The 16,687-nt window shown below is 69.0% G+C and carries 17 protein-coding genes; 8 read left to right on the top strand and 9 right to left on the bottom strand.

Translation table 11 applies throughout. From position 1 onward, the window contains the following. The first annotated feature begins 38 nt into the window (after positions 1 to 38). The 4 genes from B4V04_RS13505 to gdhB all read left to right on the top strand — a co-directional run bounded on the left by B4V04_RS13505 (position 39) and on the right by gdhB (position 5,326). The gene (locus B4V04_RS13505) at positions 39 to 506 is read left to right on the top strand and encodes a peroxiredoxin (protein ID WP_498232270.1); all 468 of its coding nucleotides are present in this window, start codon (positions 39 to 41) and stop codon (positions 504 to 506) included. Between the two features lie 324 nt (positions 507 to 830). Further along, positions 831 to 3,704, top strand: coding sequence for a bacterio-opsin activator domain-containing protein (locus tag B4V04_RS13510; RefSeq protein ID WP_498232271.1), 2,874 nt, complete (start codon positions 831 to 833; stop codon positions 3,702 to 3,704). Between the two features lie 192 nt (positions 3,705 to 3,896). Next, positions 3,897 to 4,040, top strand: coding sequence for a rubrerythrin-like domain-containing protein (locus tag B4V04_RS13515; RefSeq protein WP_144796729.1), 144 nt, complete (start codon positions 3,897 to 3,899; stop codon positions 4,038 to 4,040). Positions 4,041 to 4,042: 2 nt separating this feature from the next. Continuing rightward, the gene (gene gdhB, locus B4V04_RS13520) at positions 4,043 to 5,326 is read left to right on the top strand and encodes a glutamate dehydrogenase GdhB (RefSeq protein WP_498232272.1); all 1,284 of its coding nucleotides are present in this window, start codon (positions 4,043 to 4,045) and stop codon (positions 5,324 to 5,326) included. 90 nt (positions 5,327 to 5,416) lie between these two features. On the opposite strand, the gene B4V04_RS13525 is transcribed toward gdhB, so the two are convergent. From B4V04_RS13525 to B4V04_RS13535, 3 genes are all read right to left on the bottom strand, one after another. After that, positions 5,417 to 6,343: a DMT family transporter gene (locus B4V04_RS13525; RefSeq protein ID WP_498232273.1), complete on the bottom strand. Its 927-nt coding sequence runs from the start codon at positions 6,341 to 6,343 to the stop codon at positions 5,417 to 5,419. 128 nt (positions 6,344 to 6,471) lie between these two features. Next, complete coding sequence (gene idsA3 / locus B4V04_RS13530; protein WP_498232274.1) at positions 6,472 to 7,518, bottom strand: geranylfarnesyl diphosphate synthase; 1,047 nt, start codon at positions 7,516 to 7,518, stop codon at positions 6,472 to 6,474. After that, on the bottom strand, positions 7,515 to 8,867 hold the full coding sequence (locus B4V04_RS13535; protein WP_144796721.1) for a ribonuclease J: 1,353 nt from the start codon (positions 8,865 to 8,867) through the stop codon (positions 7,515 to 7,517). Before B4V04_RS13535 ends, idsA3 begins: the two co-directional genes overlap by 4 nt. A gap of 312 nt (positions 8,868 to 9,179) precedes the next feature. Here B4V04_RS13535 and B4V04_RS13540 point away from each other — a divergent pair, with 312 nt between their 5' ends. The 3 genes from B4V04_RS13540 to B4V04_RS13550 all read left to right on the top strand — a co-directional run bounded on the left by B4V04_RS13540 (position 9,180) and on the right by B4V04_RS13550 (position 10,786). Further along, the gene (locus tag B4V04_RS13540; protein WP_498232275.1) at positions 9,180 to 9,422 is read left to right on the top strand and encodes an LSM domain-containing protein; all 243 of its coding nucleotides are present in this window, start codon (positions 9,180 to 9,182) and stop codon (positions 9,420 to 9,422) included. After that, positions 9,419 to 9,595: a 50S ribosomal protein L37e gene (locus B4V04_RS13545; protein ID WP_144796717.1), complete on the top strand. Its 177-nt coding sequence runs from the start codon at positions 9,419 to 9,421 to the stop codon at positions 9,593 to 9,595. Before B4V04_RS13540 ends, B4V04_RS13545 begins: the two co-directional genes overlap by 4 nt. Before the next feature lie 156 nt (positions 9,596 to 9,751). Next, positions 9,752 to 10,786, top strand: coding sequence for an MsnO8 family LLM class oxidoreductase (locus B4V04_RS13550; RefSeq protein ID WP_498232276.1), 1,035 nt, complete (start codon positions 9,752 to 9,754; stop codon positions 10,784 to 10,786). 22 nt (positions 10,787 to 10,808) lie between these two features. Here B4V04_RS13550 and B4V04_RS13555 read toward each other — a convergent pair whose 3' ends face one another. From B4V04_RS13555 to B4V04_RS13580, 6 genes are all read right to left on the bottom strand, one after another. Then, a complete protein-coding gene (locus B4V04_RS13555; RefSeq protein WP_498232277.1) occupies positions 10,809 to 11,021 on the bottom strand; it encodes a DUF8015 family protein in 213 nt (70 codons plus the stop codon). Then, positions 11,021 to 11,221 (bottom strand): hypothetical protein, encoded by a 201-nt coding sequence (locus B4V04_RS13560; RefSeq protein WP_498232278.1) that lies wholly within the window; start codon positions 11,219 to 11,221, stop codon positions 11,021 to 11,023. The genes B4V04_RS13555 and B4V04_RS13560 overlap by 1 nt, the downstream gene beginning before the upstream one ends. Positions 11,222 to 11,283: 62 nt before the next feature. Next, positions 11,284 to 12,324: a deoxyhypusine synthase gene (locus B4V04_RS13565; RefSeq protein ID WP_498232279.1), complete on the bottom strand. Its 1,041-nt coding sequence runs from the start codon at positions 12,322 to 12,324 to the stop codon at positions 11,284 to 11,286. Positions 12,325 to 12,363: 39 nt separating this feature from the next. After that, the gene (locus B4V04_RS13570) at positions 12,364 to 12,648 is read right to left on the bottom strand and encodes a ubiquitin-like small modifier protein 1 (RefSeq protein WP_498232280.1); all 285 of its coding nucleotides are present in this window, start codon (positions 12,646 to 12,648) and stop codon (positions 12,364 to 12,366) included. A gap of 22 nt (positions 12,649 to 12,670) precedes the next feature. After that, positions 12,671 to 14,071, bottom strand: coding sequence for a cation:proton antiporter regulatory subunit (locus B4V04_RS13575; RefSeq protein ID WP_498232281.1), 1,401 nt, complete (start codon positions 14,069 to 14,071; stop codon positions 12,671 to 12,673). Continuing rightward, positions 14,068 to 15,363 carry a potassium channel family protein gene (locus tag B4V04_RS13580; protein ID WP_498232282.1) on the bottom strand — a complete coding sequence of 432 codons (1,296 nt, stop codon included), beginning with the start codon at positions 15,361 to 15,363 and terminating at the stop codon, positions 14,068 to 14,070. Before B4V04_RS13580 ends, B4V04_RS13575 begins: the two co-directional genes overlap by 4 nt. A gap of 123 nt (positions 15,364 to 15,486) precedes the next feature. On the opposite strand from B4V04_RS13580, the gene B4V04_RS13585 reads away from it, so the two are divergent. Continuing rightward, positions 15,487 to 16,662, top strand: a complete 1,176-nt coding sequence (locus tag B4V04_RS13585) for an NAD-binding protein (protein WP_498232283.1) — start codon at positions 15,487 to 15,489, stop codon at positions 16,660 to 16,662. The last annotated feature ends 25 nt before the right edge of the window (positions 16,663 to 16,687 follow it).

The raw sequence follows: 16,687 nt of genomic DNA on the forward strand, positions 1-16,687 counted from the left end.
ACCGAACGCCCTAAGACGCCGCCGAAACGACGGGAGATATGCTCGAACCGGGCGAATCCGCACCCCCGATCACGCTGTCCGACCAGCACGGCGACACGGTCACCGTCGACCCCGCCGACGCGCGGTACACGGTGGTCTACTTCTACCCGCGCGCCGACACGCCGGGCTGTACCGCCGAGGCGTGCGGCTTCCGCGACGAGTGGGACGCCTTCGAGGGGGCCGATATCGCCGTCGTCGGGGTCAGCGACGACCCCGTCGAGGACCTGGAGCCGTTCGCCGAGAAGTACGACCTCCCGTTCGCGCTGCTCTCCGACCCCGACGGCGAGGTGGCGAGCGCGTACGACTCCTACGGCGAGAAGCAGATGTTCGGCAACACCTTCGACGGGGTGTTCCGGAACACGTACGTGCTCGACGACGAGGGCACCGTCGTCCTCGCGTACGAGGGTGTCTCCCCCGAGAACCACGCCGTCGAGATCGTCGAGGACATCGCCGCGCTGGAGGGCTGAGTTCGACGGCGTACTGTCCGACCGCATCTGTCGAACCGCCTACTGGGGCACAGATCCGACTTCGGCCAATACAGGGGATCCGCATACCGCACGGTCCACACCGACCTCTATTGGAATACATCGCTCACAGCAGTGTCGGCGCTTTTGTCGTTTATCCCCCTTATCCCGATCGGGGCGATCTCATAAAATCAACAGTTAACGATTTCAACAGGGGGGTTGAACATTAAATGAGAGTGAGCTCGTTTGGCCGAAGTGTATCTGAGAATATCGACGGCCCGTCCCGCGCGGTACCGAACTCTGTGATTGGCGCCTTCAGCTCCGCACATGAACTCCACGACAAGTAGTGTCCTCGACGCGTCCACCGTCGTCGTCGTCGGCGACACGCCGTGGATAACGTCATACGCCGGCGCTCTCCGCGAGGAATTCGAGGCGACGGTCCACGACGTATCGACGGCGGCGGCGGCTCGAGAGAAGCTTCGACAGACGACCGTCGACTGCGTCGTTACAGACGAGACTCTCGCCGAAACGACTGGGATCGGCCTTGTCCGCCACATCCGCGATACGTCGACGACGCTACCGGTGATTCTGGGGACGGCCGACGGCAGCGAGCGACTTGCCAGCGAGGCCATCGAAGCCGGCGTGACCGATTACATCGCCGTCAGCGACCCGTCGGACGACGCCGTCTCCGACGCCATACTGCGAACCGAGCGGGCGATCCGGAGGGCTCAGCGCTCGGCCACGCGGCGCGAGCGCGCGCGACAGTTCGACGCCATCTTCCACGATACCAGGTCCGCGACGTGGGTGCTCGACCCCGAGGGGACGCTCACGCGCGTCAACCAAGCCGCCCGTGACATGGTGGACGCGGACGCCGGCGCCGTCGTCGGCGACCCGTTCTGGACGCTCCCCTGGTGGCCCGACGACAGCCAAACGAGAGACGATATCCGTCGGCTCGTGGGCGCGGCCGGAGACGGCGAGTTCGGGCACGCCGTCGTCATCCAGGACGCTGCAACGAGCTCCAGCGTTCTGGAACTCTCCGTGCAGCCGGTCACCGACGAACGCGGCGAGCTCGTCTCGATCATCGTCGACAGCGTCGAAATCACCGATCGCGTCGACCTCGAACGGGAGCTCCGACGCTCCGAAGAGCTCCACCGCGTCACGCTCAACAATATGACCGATACCGTCCTCATGACCGACGAGGACGGCGAATACACGTACGTCTGCCCGAACGCGCACTTCATCTTCGGATACACCGCCGACGAGATCCGGGAGATCGGGACGATCGAGGACCTGCTCGGCGAGGACCTCTTCGACCGCGAGAAGCTCGCCGGCGAGGGCGTCCTGAAGAACATCGAGACGACGGCGACGGACAAGGCCGGCCGCGAACACACGCTGTTGGTGAACGTCCGCGAAGTCGCGATTCAGGACGGGACGCTGCTGTACAGCTGTCGGGACGTCACGAAACGAAAGCAGCGCGAACGGTCGCTGGCCGCTCTCCAGGAGACCGCACGGGACTTCCTCTACGCCGAGACGCACCAGGAGATCGCCCAGCACGTCGTCGACGACACCGCGGACGTCTTGGGCCTCGACGCGAGCGCCGTCTACCTCTTCGACGCCGACGATAATCACCTCCAGCCCGTCGTCCACTCGCAGTCGATGCGGAACGCCCACGGCCCGCTGCCCGCCGTTCACGCGGACGGGAACGACCTCGTCAGTCACAGTTTCGTCGAGAACGAGGCCAGCTTCTTCGCGGACGTCCACGATGCGGACCGCCTCGCGAACGTCGCGACCGACCTTCGGAGTGCGGCGTACATCCCGCTCGGCAACCACGGCGTGTTCGTCGTCGGCTCGACGGCGATCGGCGTGTTCGACGACGTCACGCGAGAGCTCACCGACCTCCTCGCGGCGACCGCTGAGGCGGCGCTCGACCGCGTCGACCGCGAGTCGCAGCTCCGCGAACAGGACCGCGAACTCCAGCGACAGAACGACCAGCTCACCGCGCTCAACCAGATCAACGAGACCATCCGTGAGATCGATCAGGCGCTCGTGCAGTCCGAGACCAGGGAGGAGATCGATCACACCGTCTGTGACCGCCTCACCGCCGACGGCCGCTTCCAGTTCGCCTGGATCGGCACGCTCGACGGGCCGAGCGAGACGGTGACGCCGCAGGCGTGGGCCGGCGCGGATCGGGGATACCTCGATACGCAATCGTTCCCCGTGGCCGCCGAGAACGTCGAGCCGGCAGGCCGGACTGCGGCATCCGGATCGATGACGCTCGTCTCGAACGTCGCGGCCGACCTTCGCGCGGCCTCGTGGCGCAAGGACGCGATTTCACGCGACCTGCTCTCCGTCTTGAGCATCCCGCTGGTGTACAACGACCTCTCGTACGGCGTTCTGACGGTGTATGCGACCGCGCCGGACGCCTTCGGTGAGACAATCCAGTCCGTGTTCGCGGAGCTGGGAGAGACGATCGCCGCCGCCATCAGCGCGAGCGAGCGCAAGCGCGCACTGCTCACCACGTCGATGACTCGGGTCGAGTACGCGGTCACCGATCCGTCGTTCGTGCTGACGCGGTTGGCGGAGGCCGCCGACTGCACGCTCACCTACGAGGGCGGCGTCCAACAGACCGCCAGCGGAAACTACGTCTTCGTCACCGTCGACGACGCGCCGCTCGACGCCGTCGTCGACGCGGCGGACGGCCTCCGCATCGTCGAGGACGTACGGCGGATCCGCGGCGGCGACTCCGGCGGCGTGGTGCGGCTCCGGCTCTCCGAGCCGTTTCTCGCGACGGAGCTCGCCGACCACGGCGCCGTCCTCCGAGGTGCGACAGCCTCACGATCGAACACGGAGTTGGTTATCGACCTCTCTCACGGCGTCGAGGTCAGAGACGTCACCCAGTTCATCAGCGGGCGCTTCCGCGACGTCACGCTCACGTCGAAACAGACCCGGGAACAGGCGTCCGAACACGGACTCTACGCGTCGGTGCTCGATCAACTGACTGCCAGACAGCTGGAAGTCCTGGAGACGGCGTACTACAGCGGGTTCTTCGAGTCCCCGCGGGAGGCGACCGGGGAGGCCGTGTCGGACTCGCTGGACATCTCCCCCCAAGCCTTCTATCAGCATATCCGAACCGCACAACGGAAGCTGTTCACGGCGCTGATCGACGATCACTCGCCCGTCGTTACTCACTCCACGGACTGAACCCGCCGGAAATATCGATGCCGGAGCACTGCCGGCCCGGTAGTTCACCGGACTCTCGTTGTCCATCGGGTTGTATTATAAACAACCCTGTACGCCTACCGGGTTCATACTCAACTACCGACTATTCCCTCCTGTACCCACTCCGTTTTGATAGAGTGCCCTGCGAGAGACCGCCGGGACTCTCAGATCACCATGAGAGACGCCTCCCAAAATTCGGCCGCGGAATCGCCTTACGAGTGTTTTGAATGCGGCAAGGTCGTGCTTTCGGAAACCAGTCCGGGCACGTGTCCCGACTGTGCCGGGGAGATGCGGAACCGACGCATGCCGATAGAGTAGCGATGGCCTCGACAGCAACAGCTCGCGACGAGGAATCGAGCGAACCGGAGTCCGCGTTACGGACGGCGCGCCGCCAGCTCCAGCAGGCAGCCGATCACCTCGACATCGATCAGAACGTCATCGAGCGACTCAAGCACCCCAAGAGGGTCCACGAGGTCACCGTTCCGATCGAACGGGAAACCGGCGAGGTGGAGCTGTTCACGGGGTATCGAGCGCAACACGACAGCGTCCGGGGGCCGTTCAAGGGCGGGCTTCGATACCACCCCGACGTGACGCGCGAGGAGTGTGTCGGGCTCGGGATGTGGATGACGTGGAAGTGCGCCGTGATGGACATCCCCTTCGGCGGTGCGAAGGGCGGTATCGCCGTCAACCCCAAGGACCTCAGCGAGTCGGAAAAGGAACAGCTGACGCGCCGGTTCACCGACGAGATCCGGTCCGTCATCGGCCCGACGAAAGACATTCCCGCGCCCGACATGGGTACGGATCCGCAGACGATGGCGTGGCTGATGGACGCCTACTCGATGCAAGAGGGCGAAACGATTCCGGGGGTCGTCACGGGGAAACCGCCCGTCGTCGGCGGGAGCGAGGGGCGCGATTCGGCGCCCGGTCGGAGCGTCGCGATCATCGCCCGGGAGGCCATCGACTACTACGAGAAGGATATCGCGGCGACCGACGTCGCCGTGCAGGGCTTCGGGAGCGTCGGGGCGAACGCGGCGAAGCTACTCGACGACTGGGGGGCGAACGTCGTCGCCGTGAGTGACGTCAACGGCGCCATCTACGATGCGAACGGAGTAGATACGCGCGCGATTCCCGCTCACGACGAAGAGCCGGAGGCGGTGCTGACACACGGGGCCCCGGAGACGCTGACCAACGGCGAACTACTGGAGCTCGACGTGGACGTGGTGATTCCGGCGGCGATCGGAAACGTCCTGACGGCGGAGAACGCCGACGACGTCGCGGCGGACATCGTTATCGAGGGTGCGAACGGACCCACGACGAGCGCGGCGAGCGCGATCTTCGCCGAGCGGGATCTCCCGGTGATTCCGGATATTCTGGCTAACGCCGGCGGCGTGACGGTGAGCTACTTCGAATGGCTCCAGGACATCAACCGGCGCGCGTGGTCGCTGGACCGCGTTCACGATGAGCTGGAAACGGAAATGTTGGCTGCCTGGCAGGGCGTCCGTGAGGAGTTCGAGGCGCGTAACGTGACCTGGCGCGACGCGGCGTACATCGTCGCGCTATCGCGGATCGCGGAAGCTCACGAGACGCGCGGGCTCTGGCCGTGACGGTCCCCGCACGTTCGTACACGCGCGATCTTCAGCGCTTGGCCGTATCGGACGAGATCGCGTCTGAAGGATAGGATTTCGACGAACGGTTCAAAACAGCCCGCCGACCCGCGAGAGGAGCCGCGGCACCTCGTCGGCGATCGCGTGCCGCTTGAGGAGCGCGAACCCGACGACGATGACGGCGAAGCCGGCGACCGTCAGCGGCGTCACGGGCTCCGAGAGGAGGAGCGCGCCGGCGACGGTCGCGACGACGGGGACGACGTAGGAGACGAGGTTGATCTCGAACGCTCCCAGCCGGTCGAGCAGCGTGAAGTAGATGGTGTACGCGACCGCCGAGGACAACACGCCGAGGAACAGCAGCGAACCGACCGCCGGGAGCTCCGCGACCGGGAGCTGTTGGCTCTCGCCGAGCCCCGCGCTGAGCCCGTGGATCAACAGGGCGCCGAACAGCATCGCCCACCCCGTGAGCGCGATGCTGGAGAAGCTCGTCTCCACGGTGCGGAGCCCGACGCTGCCGACCGCGACCGCGATCACGCCGACCGAGATGAGCCCGACGCCGATCGTGACGCCGCCGGCGAGGTTCGACGGGTCGGGCTGGGCGACGAGGCCGACGCCGACGAACGCGAGCACCACGCCGAGCGCGCCCCGCGCGTCGAGGTCGGAGCCGCCGATCCAGGCGGCCGCGACCGCCGCGGTCGCGATCGGCACGAGGCTGTAGGTGATGGAGGCGATGCCGCTCGTCGTGTACTGCTGGCCGACGAACAAAAGCGAGTTGTTGGCGGCGACGGAGAGCCCCCCGCTGAAGCCGATCGCGGCCAGGTCGCCGCGCGTGCTCGGGAGCGGTCCCGCCTCCGTCAGGAGGACGTACGACACCAGCACCAGCGCCGCCACGTCGAACCGGTAGGCGGCGTACAGCACGGGCGGGTAGTAGTCGAGGCCGACCTCGATGGCGACGAACGAACCGCCCCACAGGAAGGCGAGCGTGAAGAACAGGACGACGTCTCGGTACCGGGACACGGAGGGAACACGGCGACCGAGGATAAAGCGGTGTCCGTTGCGGACGGGACCGCCGGATCGGGATCGGAGCCGTTCCGCCGCGGCCGTCCGGGGACGAGCCGGACGGCCGCGTGGGCCCGCCGACCCGCTCAGTAGCCGCGGACGATCAGGTAGTCAGCGAGGTCCTCGAGGAGGCTCCGGGAGCCGCCCTCGGGGAGCAGTTCGAGGTGCTCTTTCGACCGCGCCGTGAGGTCCTCGGCCGTCTCGCGGGCGTACGCGATCGAGCCGGCCTCCTCGAGGGCGGCGACCGCGTCCTCGATGGCCGACTCCGTGACCTCGGCCGGGGTGTCGGCGTCGACGAGCCCGTCGACGTCGACGCCCTCCTGTCGCGCGTGGAGCGTGATCAGCGTCTCCTTCCCCTCGACGAGGTCGGAGCCGCGCTGCTTGCCGAGCTCCTCGGAGGGGACGGTGAGATCGAGCACGTCGTCCTGGATCTGGAACGCCCGCCCCGAGTCGATCCCGTACTCGTACAGCGCGTCGACGACCTCGTCGTCGGCGCCGAGCAGGACGGCCGGCGTCGCCGCCGACGCCCCGTAGAGGACCGCGGTCTTCAGCTCGATCATCTCCAGGTACTCGTCCGGGAGGATGTCGTCGCGGGACTCGAAGGAGACGTCGAGCGCCTGCCCCTCGCAGATCTGCGTGCAGGTGGACGCGAGCACGCGCATCGCCTCCAGCCCGTTCTCGGGGGCGGCGCCCGTCTCCGTCATGAACTCGAACCCCTTCGAGTAGAGGGTGTCGCCGGCGAGGATCGCCGTCGACGTGTCGTACTTCTCGTGGACGGCGGGGACGCCGCGCCGGAGCTCGTCCTCGTCCATGATGTCGTCGTGGATCAGGGTGAACGACTGGATCACCTCGATGGCGACCGCCGCGCGCATCACGTCCACCTCGGTCCCGTCGAGGGCGGCGAACTCGCGGAAGTCGACGCTCATCGGCTCGACGCCAGCGACGGCCTCCGCAGCGAGCGTCGCCACCGTCGGGCGCAGCCGCTTCCCGCCCGCCTCCAGGATGTACCGCGTCGCCTCGTAGAGGCGCTCCGGGTGCTGTACCGGCAGCTCTTCGTCGATAGCGGCGTTGACCAGTTCGCGCCGCTCGCGGATGGCGTCCAGCACCCGCGCCTCCTTCGTCTCGCTCGTCATTCGGCGAGTTGGATGACGTTGCCGTTCTGCGTGACGTGGATGTCACGTCCGAGCTTGTACCCCTGCGAGGTGGCGAGGTTCACGTACGGCGAGCGCCCCTCCAGCGACTGGTGGGCCGGGATGAGGTGCTGGGGCTGTAGCGCCTGCAGCATCTCGTAGTGGCCCTCCTCGCGGAGGTGGCCGGAGACGTGGATGTCGTCGTAGAGGCGCGCGCCCTGCATCCGGAGGAGCTGCTCCGACTGGTAGCGCTGGCCCTCGTTGGTGGGCTCCGGGATGACGCTGGCGCTGAAGACGACCTTGTCGCCGTCGTCGATTTCGTACGGGGTCTCGCCGCGGCCCATGCGGGTTAACATCGCGCGCGGCTCGCCCTGGTGACCCGTCACGATGGGGAGGAAGTTCCCCTTCCCCTCCTTCATGATCCGCTTGAACGCGCGGTCGACGGACTTCCGGTGGCCGTACATGCCGACGTCGCCCTGGAAGTCGACGAAGTCGAGCCGCTCGGCGGTGCCCGAGTACTTCTCCATCGAGCGGCCCAGCAGGACCGGCTGGCGGCCGATCTCGCGGGCGTACTCGACGAGCGTCTTCACGCGAGCGATGTGCGAGGAGAACGTCGTGGCGACGATCCCGCCCGAGTAGTCCTCCATCGATGTCAGCGTGTCCTCGACGTGCTTCTTCGCGTACGACTCCGAGGGCGTCCGGCCCTTCCGGCCGGCGTTCGTGCAGTCCTCGATGTAACAGAGGACGCCCTCGTCTTGGCGGCCGATCTCGCGGAACCGGTCCATGTCGATCGGGTCGCCGATGACGGGGGTGTGGTCCAGGCGCTTGTCGAGGCCGTAGACGATCGCGCCCTCGGGGGTGTGGAGGACCGGGTTGATCGCGTCGATGATCGAGTGGGTGACGTTGACGAACTCCATCTCGACCTGCTCGGAGTCACCGATCGCCATCGTGCCGCCCGCCTTCATCTTCACGAGGTCGTTGTCGACTTGGAACTTCCCCTCGTCGGCGATCTGCTGTTTGACCAGCTCGATCGTGTACGGGGAGCCGACGATCGGGGCGTCGTACCGGTGGGCGAGCTTCGGGATGCCCGCGATGTGGTCGAGGTGGCCGTGGGTGGGGACGATCGCCTGGACGTCGCCCTCCAGCTCGCTCATGACGCGGTCGTCCGGGATCGCGCCCATGTCGATCAGGTCGAGGCTGTGCATGCTCTCGGTCTCCACGTTGTCGTGGATGAGGACCTTACTGAGGTTCAGGCCCATGTCGAAGATGACGATGTCGTCGCCCGCGCGGACCGCCGTCATCTGTCGACCGACCTCTTCGTAACCGCCGAGTGTCGCAATTTCGATTTCCATGGTTTGTGTATATCGAACGCCTGAACGGCGTCCATCACTGAAACCCCGCAAGGAGCCGTCAGCGCTTCGTCCGACCGCGCGTCGTTGAGGCCCCGCTACGGCCGAGCCGACGTCGGCTCACCGTGTCCCGCGGGAGTGTGGTGTCCCGAGATACAGGAGCCCGTGTTAAAAACACCGGGGTTCGGTCGCGCCCGCGCCGACCGGTAACACGGCGGTACCCGACCGTCTCGCCGCGCGAGAACGGACTTTCACCCAACCGGTCCCCTTCGTGTCCCGGTATTTTTATTACCGCGACGGGCGGCGATACGTACAATGAGTGGACGACCCCTCGACGTGCTCGAAGCGTCGCTCGAGGAGCCAGTGACGGTACACCTGAAGGACGGGACGACCTACTACGGAATCTTAGCCGGCTACGACCAACACATGAACGTCGTCATCGAACCGGAGGCCGACGTCGGCGACCGCGTCGACGACGACCTCGAGGGCGAGTTCGCCGTCGCGATCGAAGACACAACGATTATACGCGGCGATAACGTCGTCACCATCAAAGCATGACCGGCTCCGGAACGCCCTCTCAGGGGAAGAAGAACAAGACGGTTCACGTGAAGTGCCGCCGCTGCGGCGAGAAGTCCTACCACGTCAAGAAGGAGCGCTGCTCCTCCTGCGGCTTCGGCAAGTCCGCGAAGCGCCGCGACTACGCGTGGCAGTCGAAGACCGGCGACCACTGACGACGACGCTTTCTCGATCTCTCCATTCCGCTCGACTCCCGTAGCGTCGGCTCCGGTCGCGGCGGACCCCTCGAACCCCACGATTCCGCCGCCGGCTGAACCCCACGATTCCGCCGCCGGCCGAACCCTTACTACCGGCGGTCGCCGAGCCCGGGCATGGACCTCTCCGTCGTCGACCTCTCGCCGGTCCCGGAAGACGGGACCGCCGCTGACGCCTTCGCGAACACGGTCGCGGCCGCCGAGCAGGCGGAGCGACTGGGGTACTCGCGGTTCTGGGTCGCCGAGCACCACGGCCGGACCGACCGCCTCGCGGGGACGACCCCGGAGGTGCTCCTCGGCCGGCTGGCGGGCGCGACCGACGACATCCGCATCGGCAGCGGGGCCGTCCTGCTCAACCGCTACAGCCCGTTCAAGGTCGCCGAGTCGTTCGGGACGCTCGACGGGCTCGCACCGGGGCGGGTCGACGCCGGCGTCGGCCGGGCGAACGGTCCGCCGGCCGCCGACCGCGCGCTCGGGACGAGCCGCCGCGTCGAGAACCCGAACGAGGACCACGCAGAGCGGATCCGCGCGCTCGTGAGCCACCTCTACGACGACTACCCGGACGAGCACGAGTACGCCGATCTCGGCGTCCCGCGCTCCGGGGACGGTCCCCCGGTCCCGTGGGTGCTCGGGTCGAGCCCGGCGAGCGGGGAGATCGCCGGCAAGCTCGGGCTCCGGTACTGCTTCGCCGGGTTCATCCGTCCCGGGTTCGCAGAGCGCGCCTTCGCGGCCTACCGGGAGGCGTTCGAGCCCGGCGCGCTCCCCGGCGGCCCCGACGAGCCGACGGGAACGGTCGCGGTCAACGCGGTCGCCGCCGAGAGCGACGCGGCAGCCGCGCGCCGCCGCGCCCCCGCGGAGGCGACCTTCCGGCGGATGCAACGGGGAGACCTCGGCGACTCGACGCCGAGCGTCGCGGAGGCGATCGACGAGCTCGGCGGCGTCCCGGAGCCGACGCCCGCGACGCTCGACGCCGACGAGTGGCCGCGGTCGATCTCCGGGAGCCCGGAGACGATCGCCGGCCTGCTCGAACAGCTCGCCGACCGCGTCGGCGTCGACGAGGTGATGATCCAGCACACGGTCCCCGACCACGAGGACGCGTTGGAGTCGCACGCGCTGCTGGCCGAGGCTGTCGGGCTGGAGCCGAGAAACTAACGCGCCGGCGTCGCCGTCCGGCTCACCGAGCGCGCGGCGGGTTCCGGACCAGCCCGTCGAGCATCAGTAGTGCACACGCCAGCGCGGCGATAGCGACGGGGACCACCCACCCCTCGACCACCGCCGCCGCGGCGCCGTACCCGCCGACGAACAGCAGCGGCATACCGGCGAGGATCGCGTCGGCCCTGTCCACGCGCTCGGGCAGGTCGATCGGGCCGCCGTCGGCGACGCTCATCAGTCGACGTACCCTAGGTCCCGAAGCCGCTGGCCGATACGGCGGGCCTCCGCCTCGCTGATCTCGTCGTCCGACTCCATCTCCTGGACGACGACGTGCTTCACGAACTCCTTCACCGAGCCGAACGGCTCGTCCTCGATGTACTCCTCGACGTCGGCGACGAACTCCTTCCGCAGCGAGATGGTGGTGTAGTCGGTCATTACGCCGGATCAGGGGCTCCCGGGTAAAAAATCTAATTACATGTAATTACGAATGATCTGGACTACTCCACGCGTTCGCGAGCGGCCGCGATCAGCATCGGCAGCATGACGGTCGCGTCGCCGTAGACGGAGGCGTTGCGCGCGTCCTTCTCCAGTTTCCCCCACGACCGTGCCTCCTCCAGCGTGGCGCCGGAGAGGCCGCCGGTCGCCTCCGGGTCCATCGTGATCTGGACCGCGTAGTCGTACGCGCGCGGCGTGACGAGCATCGTCTGGAGGGTGAAGTTCTTCGGGACGCCGCCGCCGACGAGCAGGCAGCCGGCGTCGTCGGCCTCGAACGCGAGGTCGGTCAGCTCCGTCATGTCGGCGAGCGCGTCGAGCGTGAAGTCGGCCGTCTGCGCGTACATCCACGCCTGGAGCCCCAGGACCGAGTCCTGTACCGCCGGGCAGTAGACCGGCACGTCGCACTCGTAGGCCGCGGCGGCGACGCCGGGGTCCTCGGCCACGTCGTCGCGCTCGTTGACCGCGGCGTTCGCGCGACCGAGCTCGCGCGCGAGGTCGGCGATGGAGACGGCGCCGTCTTCCTCGGCGTCCGGGTCGGCCTCGAGCGCCGGGAACACCTCTTCGCGGAGGTGGCCCTCGAACGCGGCGAAGTGCTCCTGCGGGAGGTAGACGTTGTAGATGCGGTCGACGCCCTCGTCGCGGAGCCCCTCGTCGTGCTCGCGGAGGCTCTTCTCGGGGTCGTGGGTCCGCCCGTGGTGGTGTTTCCCGCCGATCGCCTCGATCGCGTCGTGGGTGAGGTTCGCGCCCGTGGTCACGAGCGCGTCGACGTACCCGTCGCGGATGAGGTCGGAGACGATCCGGCGCATCCCGGCCGGCACCATCGCGCCCGCCAACGAGAGGAAGACGGTGCAGTCCTCGTTCCCGAACATCTCCGCCAGCACGTCGCCCGCCTCGTTGACCGACGCCGCGCCGATCCCGGCGTCGCCGTACCCCTCGACCAGCTCGCCGACCGTCATGTCGGCCGTCGCGCGCGTGTGCCCGACCGGGTCCTCGTGGAACTCCTCGCGGTGCGGGTCGTCGCCGTGGTCGTCGCCGTCGCTCATGCCGAGTGATGCGACGCGCGACCGTTTGAAACGACCGATCTATCGCCCGACCGATCCCCCGCTCACCGGCGGGAACAGCGCCAGCTCGTCCCCCTCCTCCAGCGTCGTCTCCAACCCGTCGTCGTGGCTGACGCTCCGCCCGTTCCGGAGGACGTTGATGTGGTCGGCCACCGCGCCGTCCTCGAGCACGCGGTCCCGGAGGTCGGGGTGCGCGTCGAGCAGGGCGTCGAGCGCGTCGCCGACCGTATCGCCCGGCGACGCCTCGATCTCTACGTTGCGGCCGCCGGCGGTCTCGGCGAGGTCCGCGAACAGCTTCCACTCCATACGCGAACCCCGCACGGACGCCTCAAGAGCGTTGCGTCCCCTCGCCGGGTTCGATTTCGGGATCGGTCCGATCCCCGTCGTCCGACTCGGTCGCGGTTTCGTCCCGATCCTCGTCGTCGGTCTCGGTGTCGTCCGCGGGCGGTTCGGCCTCCTCCCGTCCGGAGGCGGAGCCGGGCGTCGGAGTGACGCTCGACGGATCCGCCCGCTCGCCGGCGGCGTCGGCCTCGAACCGACGGAGGGCGTCGGGTCGACCGACCAGGTACACCAGGTCGCCGGCGCCGAAGGCGTACGCGCGCCGCGGGATCGGCTGTACCGATCCGTTCTCGGGGCGGACGGCGGCGACGACGACCTCGACGTCGCCGACGGTGCTCCCGGCGAGGGCGCTGCCGGCGCCGACCGTGATCGCCGCCATCGTCTCGTCGGCGTTCCGGAGCAGGGAGGCGAACTCCCGGTCGGCCTGCGGCTCGGACGGGAGCGTCACGATCCGGTAGGACTCCTCCTCGGTGAGCCCCTCGGCGTCGGACTCGTCGAGCGCGACGGTCGCCGCGTCGCCGGCGACGCCCCGGAGCTCGCCCGTGGCGACCCGCTTCGGCTCCGGCTCGGTGCGCCACAGCTGGACCGCGTCGCCGGCGGTCGCGTTGTTCGGCGGGTCCGCGGCCACGGCCACCGCGGCCGACCCCGGTGCGAGCGTCGGGCCGAGCCCCGCCGCGCGCGAGCCGACCGCGAAGTACTCGATCTCGCCGTCGTCCGTGACGTCGACGTCGACGTAGCCGACGCCGTGGTCGCTTTTCACCCGCTCGACGAGCCGTTCGCGGAGCTCCTCGCCGGAGAGTTTCCGCGCGAACAGCAGCGTCTTTTCGGCCATCTCGGCCTTCTTCTCCGGCGACACCGGGTCGTAGGTGTCCATGTCCCCGATATCCTCGGCCGACGGGAGCGTGACGGCCGTGAACCGCCCGACCGCTCGGACGATGCCGCTCAGCTCGCCCTCCAGCTGCCTGGCCCCCGAGAGCGCGAACACGTCGACCGCGAGGCGGTCGCCGACGTACCGCCCGCCCGGGGCGAACACCGCCGCGACGCCGAGCGAGACGACGTTGAAGAAGACGCTCTCCGGTTCGAGTAGCGCCGGGCTGTCGCCGACCGCGATCGCGCCGAGCGAGGTCGTGTTGAGGTACAGCGCGACGACGGAGACCCCGAGCAGGACGGTGACCCCCTCGGGGATCTCGTCGCGGAAGTACCACCGGTACGTCAGCGCGGCCCCGCCGGCGACGAGTATCGAGAGGACGGCGAACGTGACGAGCGTGATCGCCGCCTGTCGCGGACGCGCGAAGCCGACGTCGACTGGGGGCGCGACGGCGGCGAGGAACCCCCAGACGACTCCCGCGTCCGCGGCGACCGCCGCGCTCGCTTCCGCGGCCGCGATCATCGCGCGACCTCCGCGAACCGGTCGAGCGCGTCGCGGCTTCCCACGACGAACAGCTCGTCCTCGGCGGAGAGGAGCTGTGACCCACTCGGCGCGATCGTCCACGAGTCGTGACGCGCCGCGAGGACGGCGACGTCGTACGCCTCCCGGACGCCCACCTCGCCGATCGTGTGGCCGTCGAGGGGGCCGCCGGGGACGACGGACACCTTGCGGAACCGCTTCCCCGCGCGGCGCAGCAGCGTCGTGAGCTCGTACTCCCGGCGCGTGCCGCGGGAGAGGACGAGGACGCGTCCCCGACCCGCGCGCAGCAGCGCGCTCGCCTCCGACCGGTCGACGGCGACCGTCACCCGTCCCTCCCCCCCGGTCGTCGTCGGAGCGCTGGCGGCCGGCGGGGCCGCGGGCGCCTCGCCGCCGTCGGTTCGGGGGTCGCCGTCCCCTCGCGGCTCGGCGTCGGTCCGTTCGGTCCCGAGCGGATCGCCTCCCGCTTCCCCCGGGTCAGTCGCCGACTTCGACGCGCCCGGCTCCGGCTTCCCACTCGTCCTGGCGGCCAGCACGGTCCCGTCCACGCTGAGGTCGGACGCGAGCACGCGCACGACGTCGCCGCGGGCGATCCCCGTCGGAACGAGCGCCGGAACCGACACCGCGCGCTTCCCCTGCGGGACCCGCTTCGACAGCGCGCCGGTCGGCGGCGCCGCGGCCACGGTCGCGTTGGCGCGCTCGTCGATCCGCACGGCGACGTCGGCCAGGTCGAGCTCGGTCCGGAGCCGCTCCGCGAACCGGTCCTCCAGCTCGACGAGCGGGAGGTCGGCCGGGAACGTCCACTCGCCGTCGACGATCGCGCGGCGGGTCTCGGCCGGCAGCGGCGGGTACCCCTCCATGTCGTTCACCTCGCCGGCGACGTCGACGGTGACTCGTCCCCGACCGCCGACGAGCTCGACGACGTCCGTCGAGAGGGTCCGGTCGCGGAGCTGCTGGAGCGAGAGCCGCTTGGGGACGGTGGCGCCGAGCTTGTCCCCCTGGGCGTGCGCGTACAGCGAGATCATCAGAATGACGACGATGGCCGTGAGGATCGCCGGCGCGCGCTCCGACGAGCGGATCGTCTCGTCGTTGAGGGCGAGCAGGCCGCCGTTGATGCCGGCGATCGCGAGCGCGAGGACGACGACCCCGAGCCCGGGGATCGTCACCCCGGTGACGTACTTGAACACGAAACCGAGCACCCCGGAGACCAGCGCGGGCAGGATCCCCGTGATGATCCCGAGGTAGATCCCGAAGACGATCTCGACGGGCAGTGACATACGCCCCACACTCGGCGGTGCGCTTAAACCCCTGTCGGCGCGGGGACCGCGTCGCGGCCGCCCTCGACGCCGACACCGCTTCGCCCTCGCGGGGTTTAAGTTAAACCTCGGCGACGGGCCGGTATGGAGCTGACCCGCGACTGGGTGACCGTACGGGCATCCATCGCCCTGACGTTCGCGGTCGCGGTCCTGTCGATCCTCGCGGGGCTTGCCCAGATCGGCGGGCTCGGCGTCGACGGGCCGCTCGCCCCGCTCGTCCCCGACGTCGTCCGTCAGACGGTCGGGTTCACCGGGACGATCACCGGCTTCGCGATGCTCGGGAGCGGCTTCGCGCTGAAGAACGGTTACCGGGTCGGCTGGCACTCCACGGCGATCCTGCTGCCGCTGACCGCGATTCAGGGACTGATGCAGGCGTCGGTGCTCTCGTTCCCGCTGGTGGCGCTGTCGGTCCTGTCGGTGCCCGCGCTCGTCTACAACCGCGGGCGGTTCGACCGGCGCTTCTCCCCGTCGCCGACGCAGCTCGCGGCGGGCGCCGCGCTCGTGACCGCGGTCTCGTACGGGACGGTCGGAACCTACGCGCTGCGCGACCAGTTCGACGGCGTGGAGACGATCGTCGACGCCTTCTACTTCACCGTCGTCACCGCCTCCACGGTCGGCTACGGGGACATCGGTCCCCGCGCCGGCGTGGACGCCGACATCGCCCAGCTGTTCGTGCTCTCCTCGCTCGTGATGAACGTCGCCGCGTTCGCGGTGGCGCTCGGTGTCCTCCTCACGCCCGCCATCGAGGCGCAGCTCTCCAAGGCGCTCGGAAAGATGACAGACAGACAGATAGACCTCCTCGACGACCACGTCCTCGTGCTCGGCTACGGGGACCTGACGGAACCGATACTCGAAGAACTCGGCGAGCGCGACGGCGTCGACTACGCCGTGGTGACGCCCGACGAGACGGCCGCCCGGCGGCTCGCCGACCGCGAGATCCCGGTGTACACCGCGGACCCCAGCGACGTTGAGCCGCTCGAGCGGGTCAACCTCGACGGCGCCCGCGCGGTCGTCGTCGCCACCGAGGACGACGCGCGAGACGCGCTCGCCATCCTCACCGCCCGCCAGCTCAACCCCGACGTGCGGATCGTCGCGGCGGTGACCCAGCGGGAGAACGTGGACAAGCTCCGGCGCGCCGGCGCAGACCAAGTGATCTCGCCGTCGACGCTCGGCGGTCACATCCTCATCGACTGCGCGTTCGGCGCGGACAGCCGGGAAGCGACGGAGGGGATCCTCGACGACGTCGACCTCGACGACTGACGGCGGGTCGCGGCGCCGGCGGGCC

This window comes from Halorubrum sp. B52 (assembly GCF_059752555.1).

Bases quoted from the DNA above. Each gene is read 5' to 3' on its own strand.
- B4V04_RS13505 (WP_498232270.1), top strand. From the start codon at position 39: ATGCTCGAACCGGGCGAATCCGCACCCCCGATCACGCTGTCCGACCAG.
- B4V04_RS13510 (WP_498232271.1), top strand. From the start codon at position 831: ATGAACTCCACGACAAGTAGTGTCCTCGACGCGTCCACCGTCGTCGTC.
- B4V04_RS13515 (WP_144796729.1), top strand. From the start codon at position 3,897: ATGAGAGACGCCTCCCAAAATTCGGCCGCGGAATCGCCTTACGAGTGT.
- gdhB (WP_498232272.1), top strand. From the start codon at position 4,043: ATGGCCTCGACAGCAACAGCTCGCGACGAGGAATCGAGCGAACCGGAG.
- idsA3 (WP_498232274.1), bottom strand. From the start codon at position 7,518: ATGACGAGCGAGACGAAGGAGGCGCGGGTGCTGGACGCCATCCGCGAG.
- B4V04_RS13535 (WP_144796721.1), bottom strand. From the start codon at position 8,867: ATGGAAATCGAAATTGCGACACTCGGCGGTTACGAAGAGGTCGGTCGA.
- B4V04_RS13540 (WP_498232275.1), top strand. From the start codon at position 9,180: ATGAGTGGACGACCCCTCGACGTGCTCGAAGCGTCGCTCGAGGAGCCA.
- B4V04_RS13545 (WP_144796717.1), top strand. From the start codon at position 9,419: ATGACCGGCTCCGGAACGCCCTCTCAGGGGAAGAAGAACAAGACGGTT.
- B4V04_RS13550 (WP_498232276.1), top strand. From the start codon at position 9,752: ATGGACCTCTCCGTCGTCGACCTCTCGCCGGTCCCGGAAGACGGGACC.
- B4V04_RS13555 (WP_498232277.1), bottom strand. From the start codon at position 11,021: ATGAGCGTCGCCGACGGCGGCCCGATCGACCTGCCCGAGCGCGTGGAC.
- B4V04_RS13560 (WP_498232278.1), bottom strand. From the start codon at position 11,221: ATGACCGACTACACCACCATCTCGCTGCGGAAGGAGTTCGTCGCCGAC.
- B4V04_RS13565 (WP_498232279.1), bottom strand. From the start codon at position 12,324: ATGAGCGACGGCGACGACCACGGCGACGACCCGCACCGCGAGGAGTTC.
- B4V04_RS13570 (WP_498232280.1), bottom strand. From the start codon at position 12,648: ATGGAGTGGAAGCTGTTCGCGGACCTCGCCGAGACCGCCGGCGGCCGC.
- B4V04_RS13575 (WP_498232281.1), bottom strand. From the start codon at position 14,071: ATGATCGCGGCCGCGGAAGCGAGCGCGGCGGTCGCCGCGGACGCGGGA.
- B4V04_RS13580 (WP_498232282.1), bottom strand. From the start codon at position 15,363: ATGTCACTGCCCGTCGAGATCGTCTTCGGGATCTACCTCGGGATCATC.
- B4V04_RS13585 (WP_498232283.1), top strand. From the start codon at position 15,487: ATGGAGCTGACCCGCGACTGGGTGACCGTACGGGCATCCATCGCCCTG.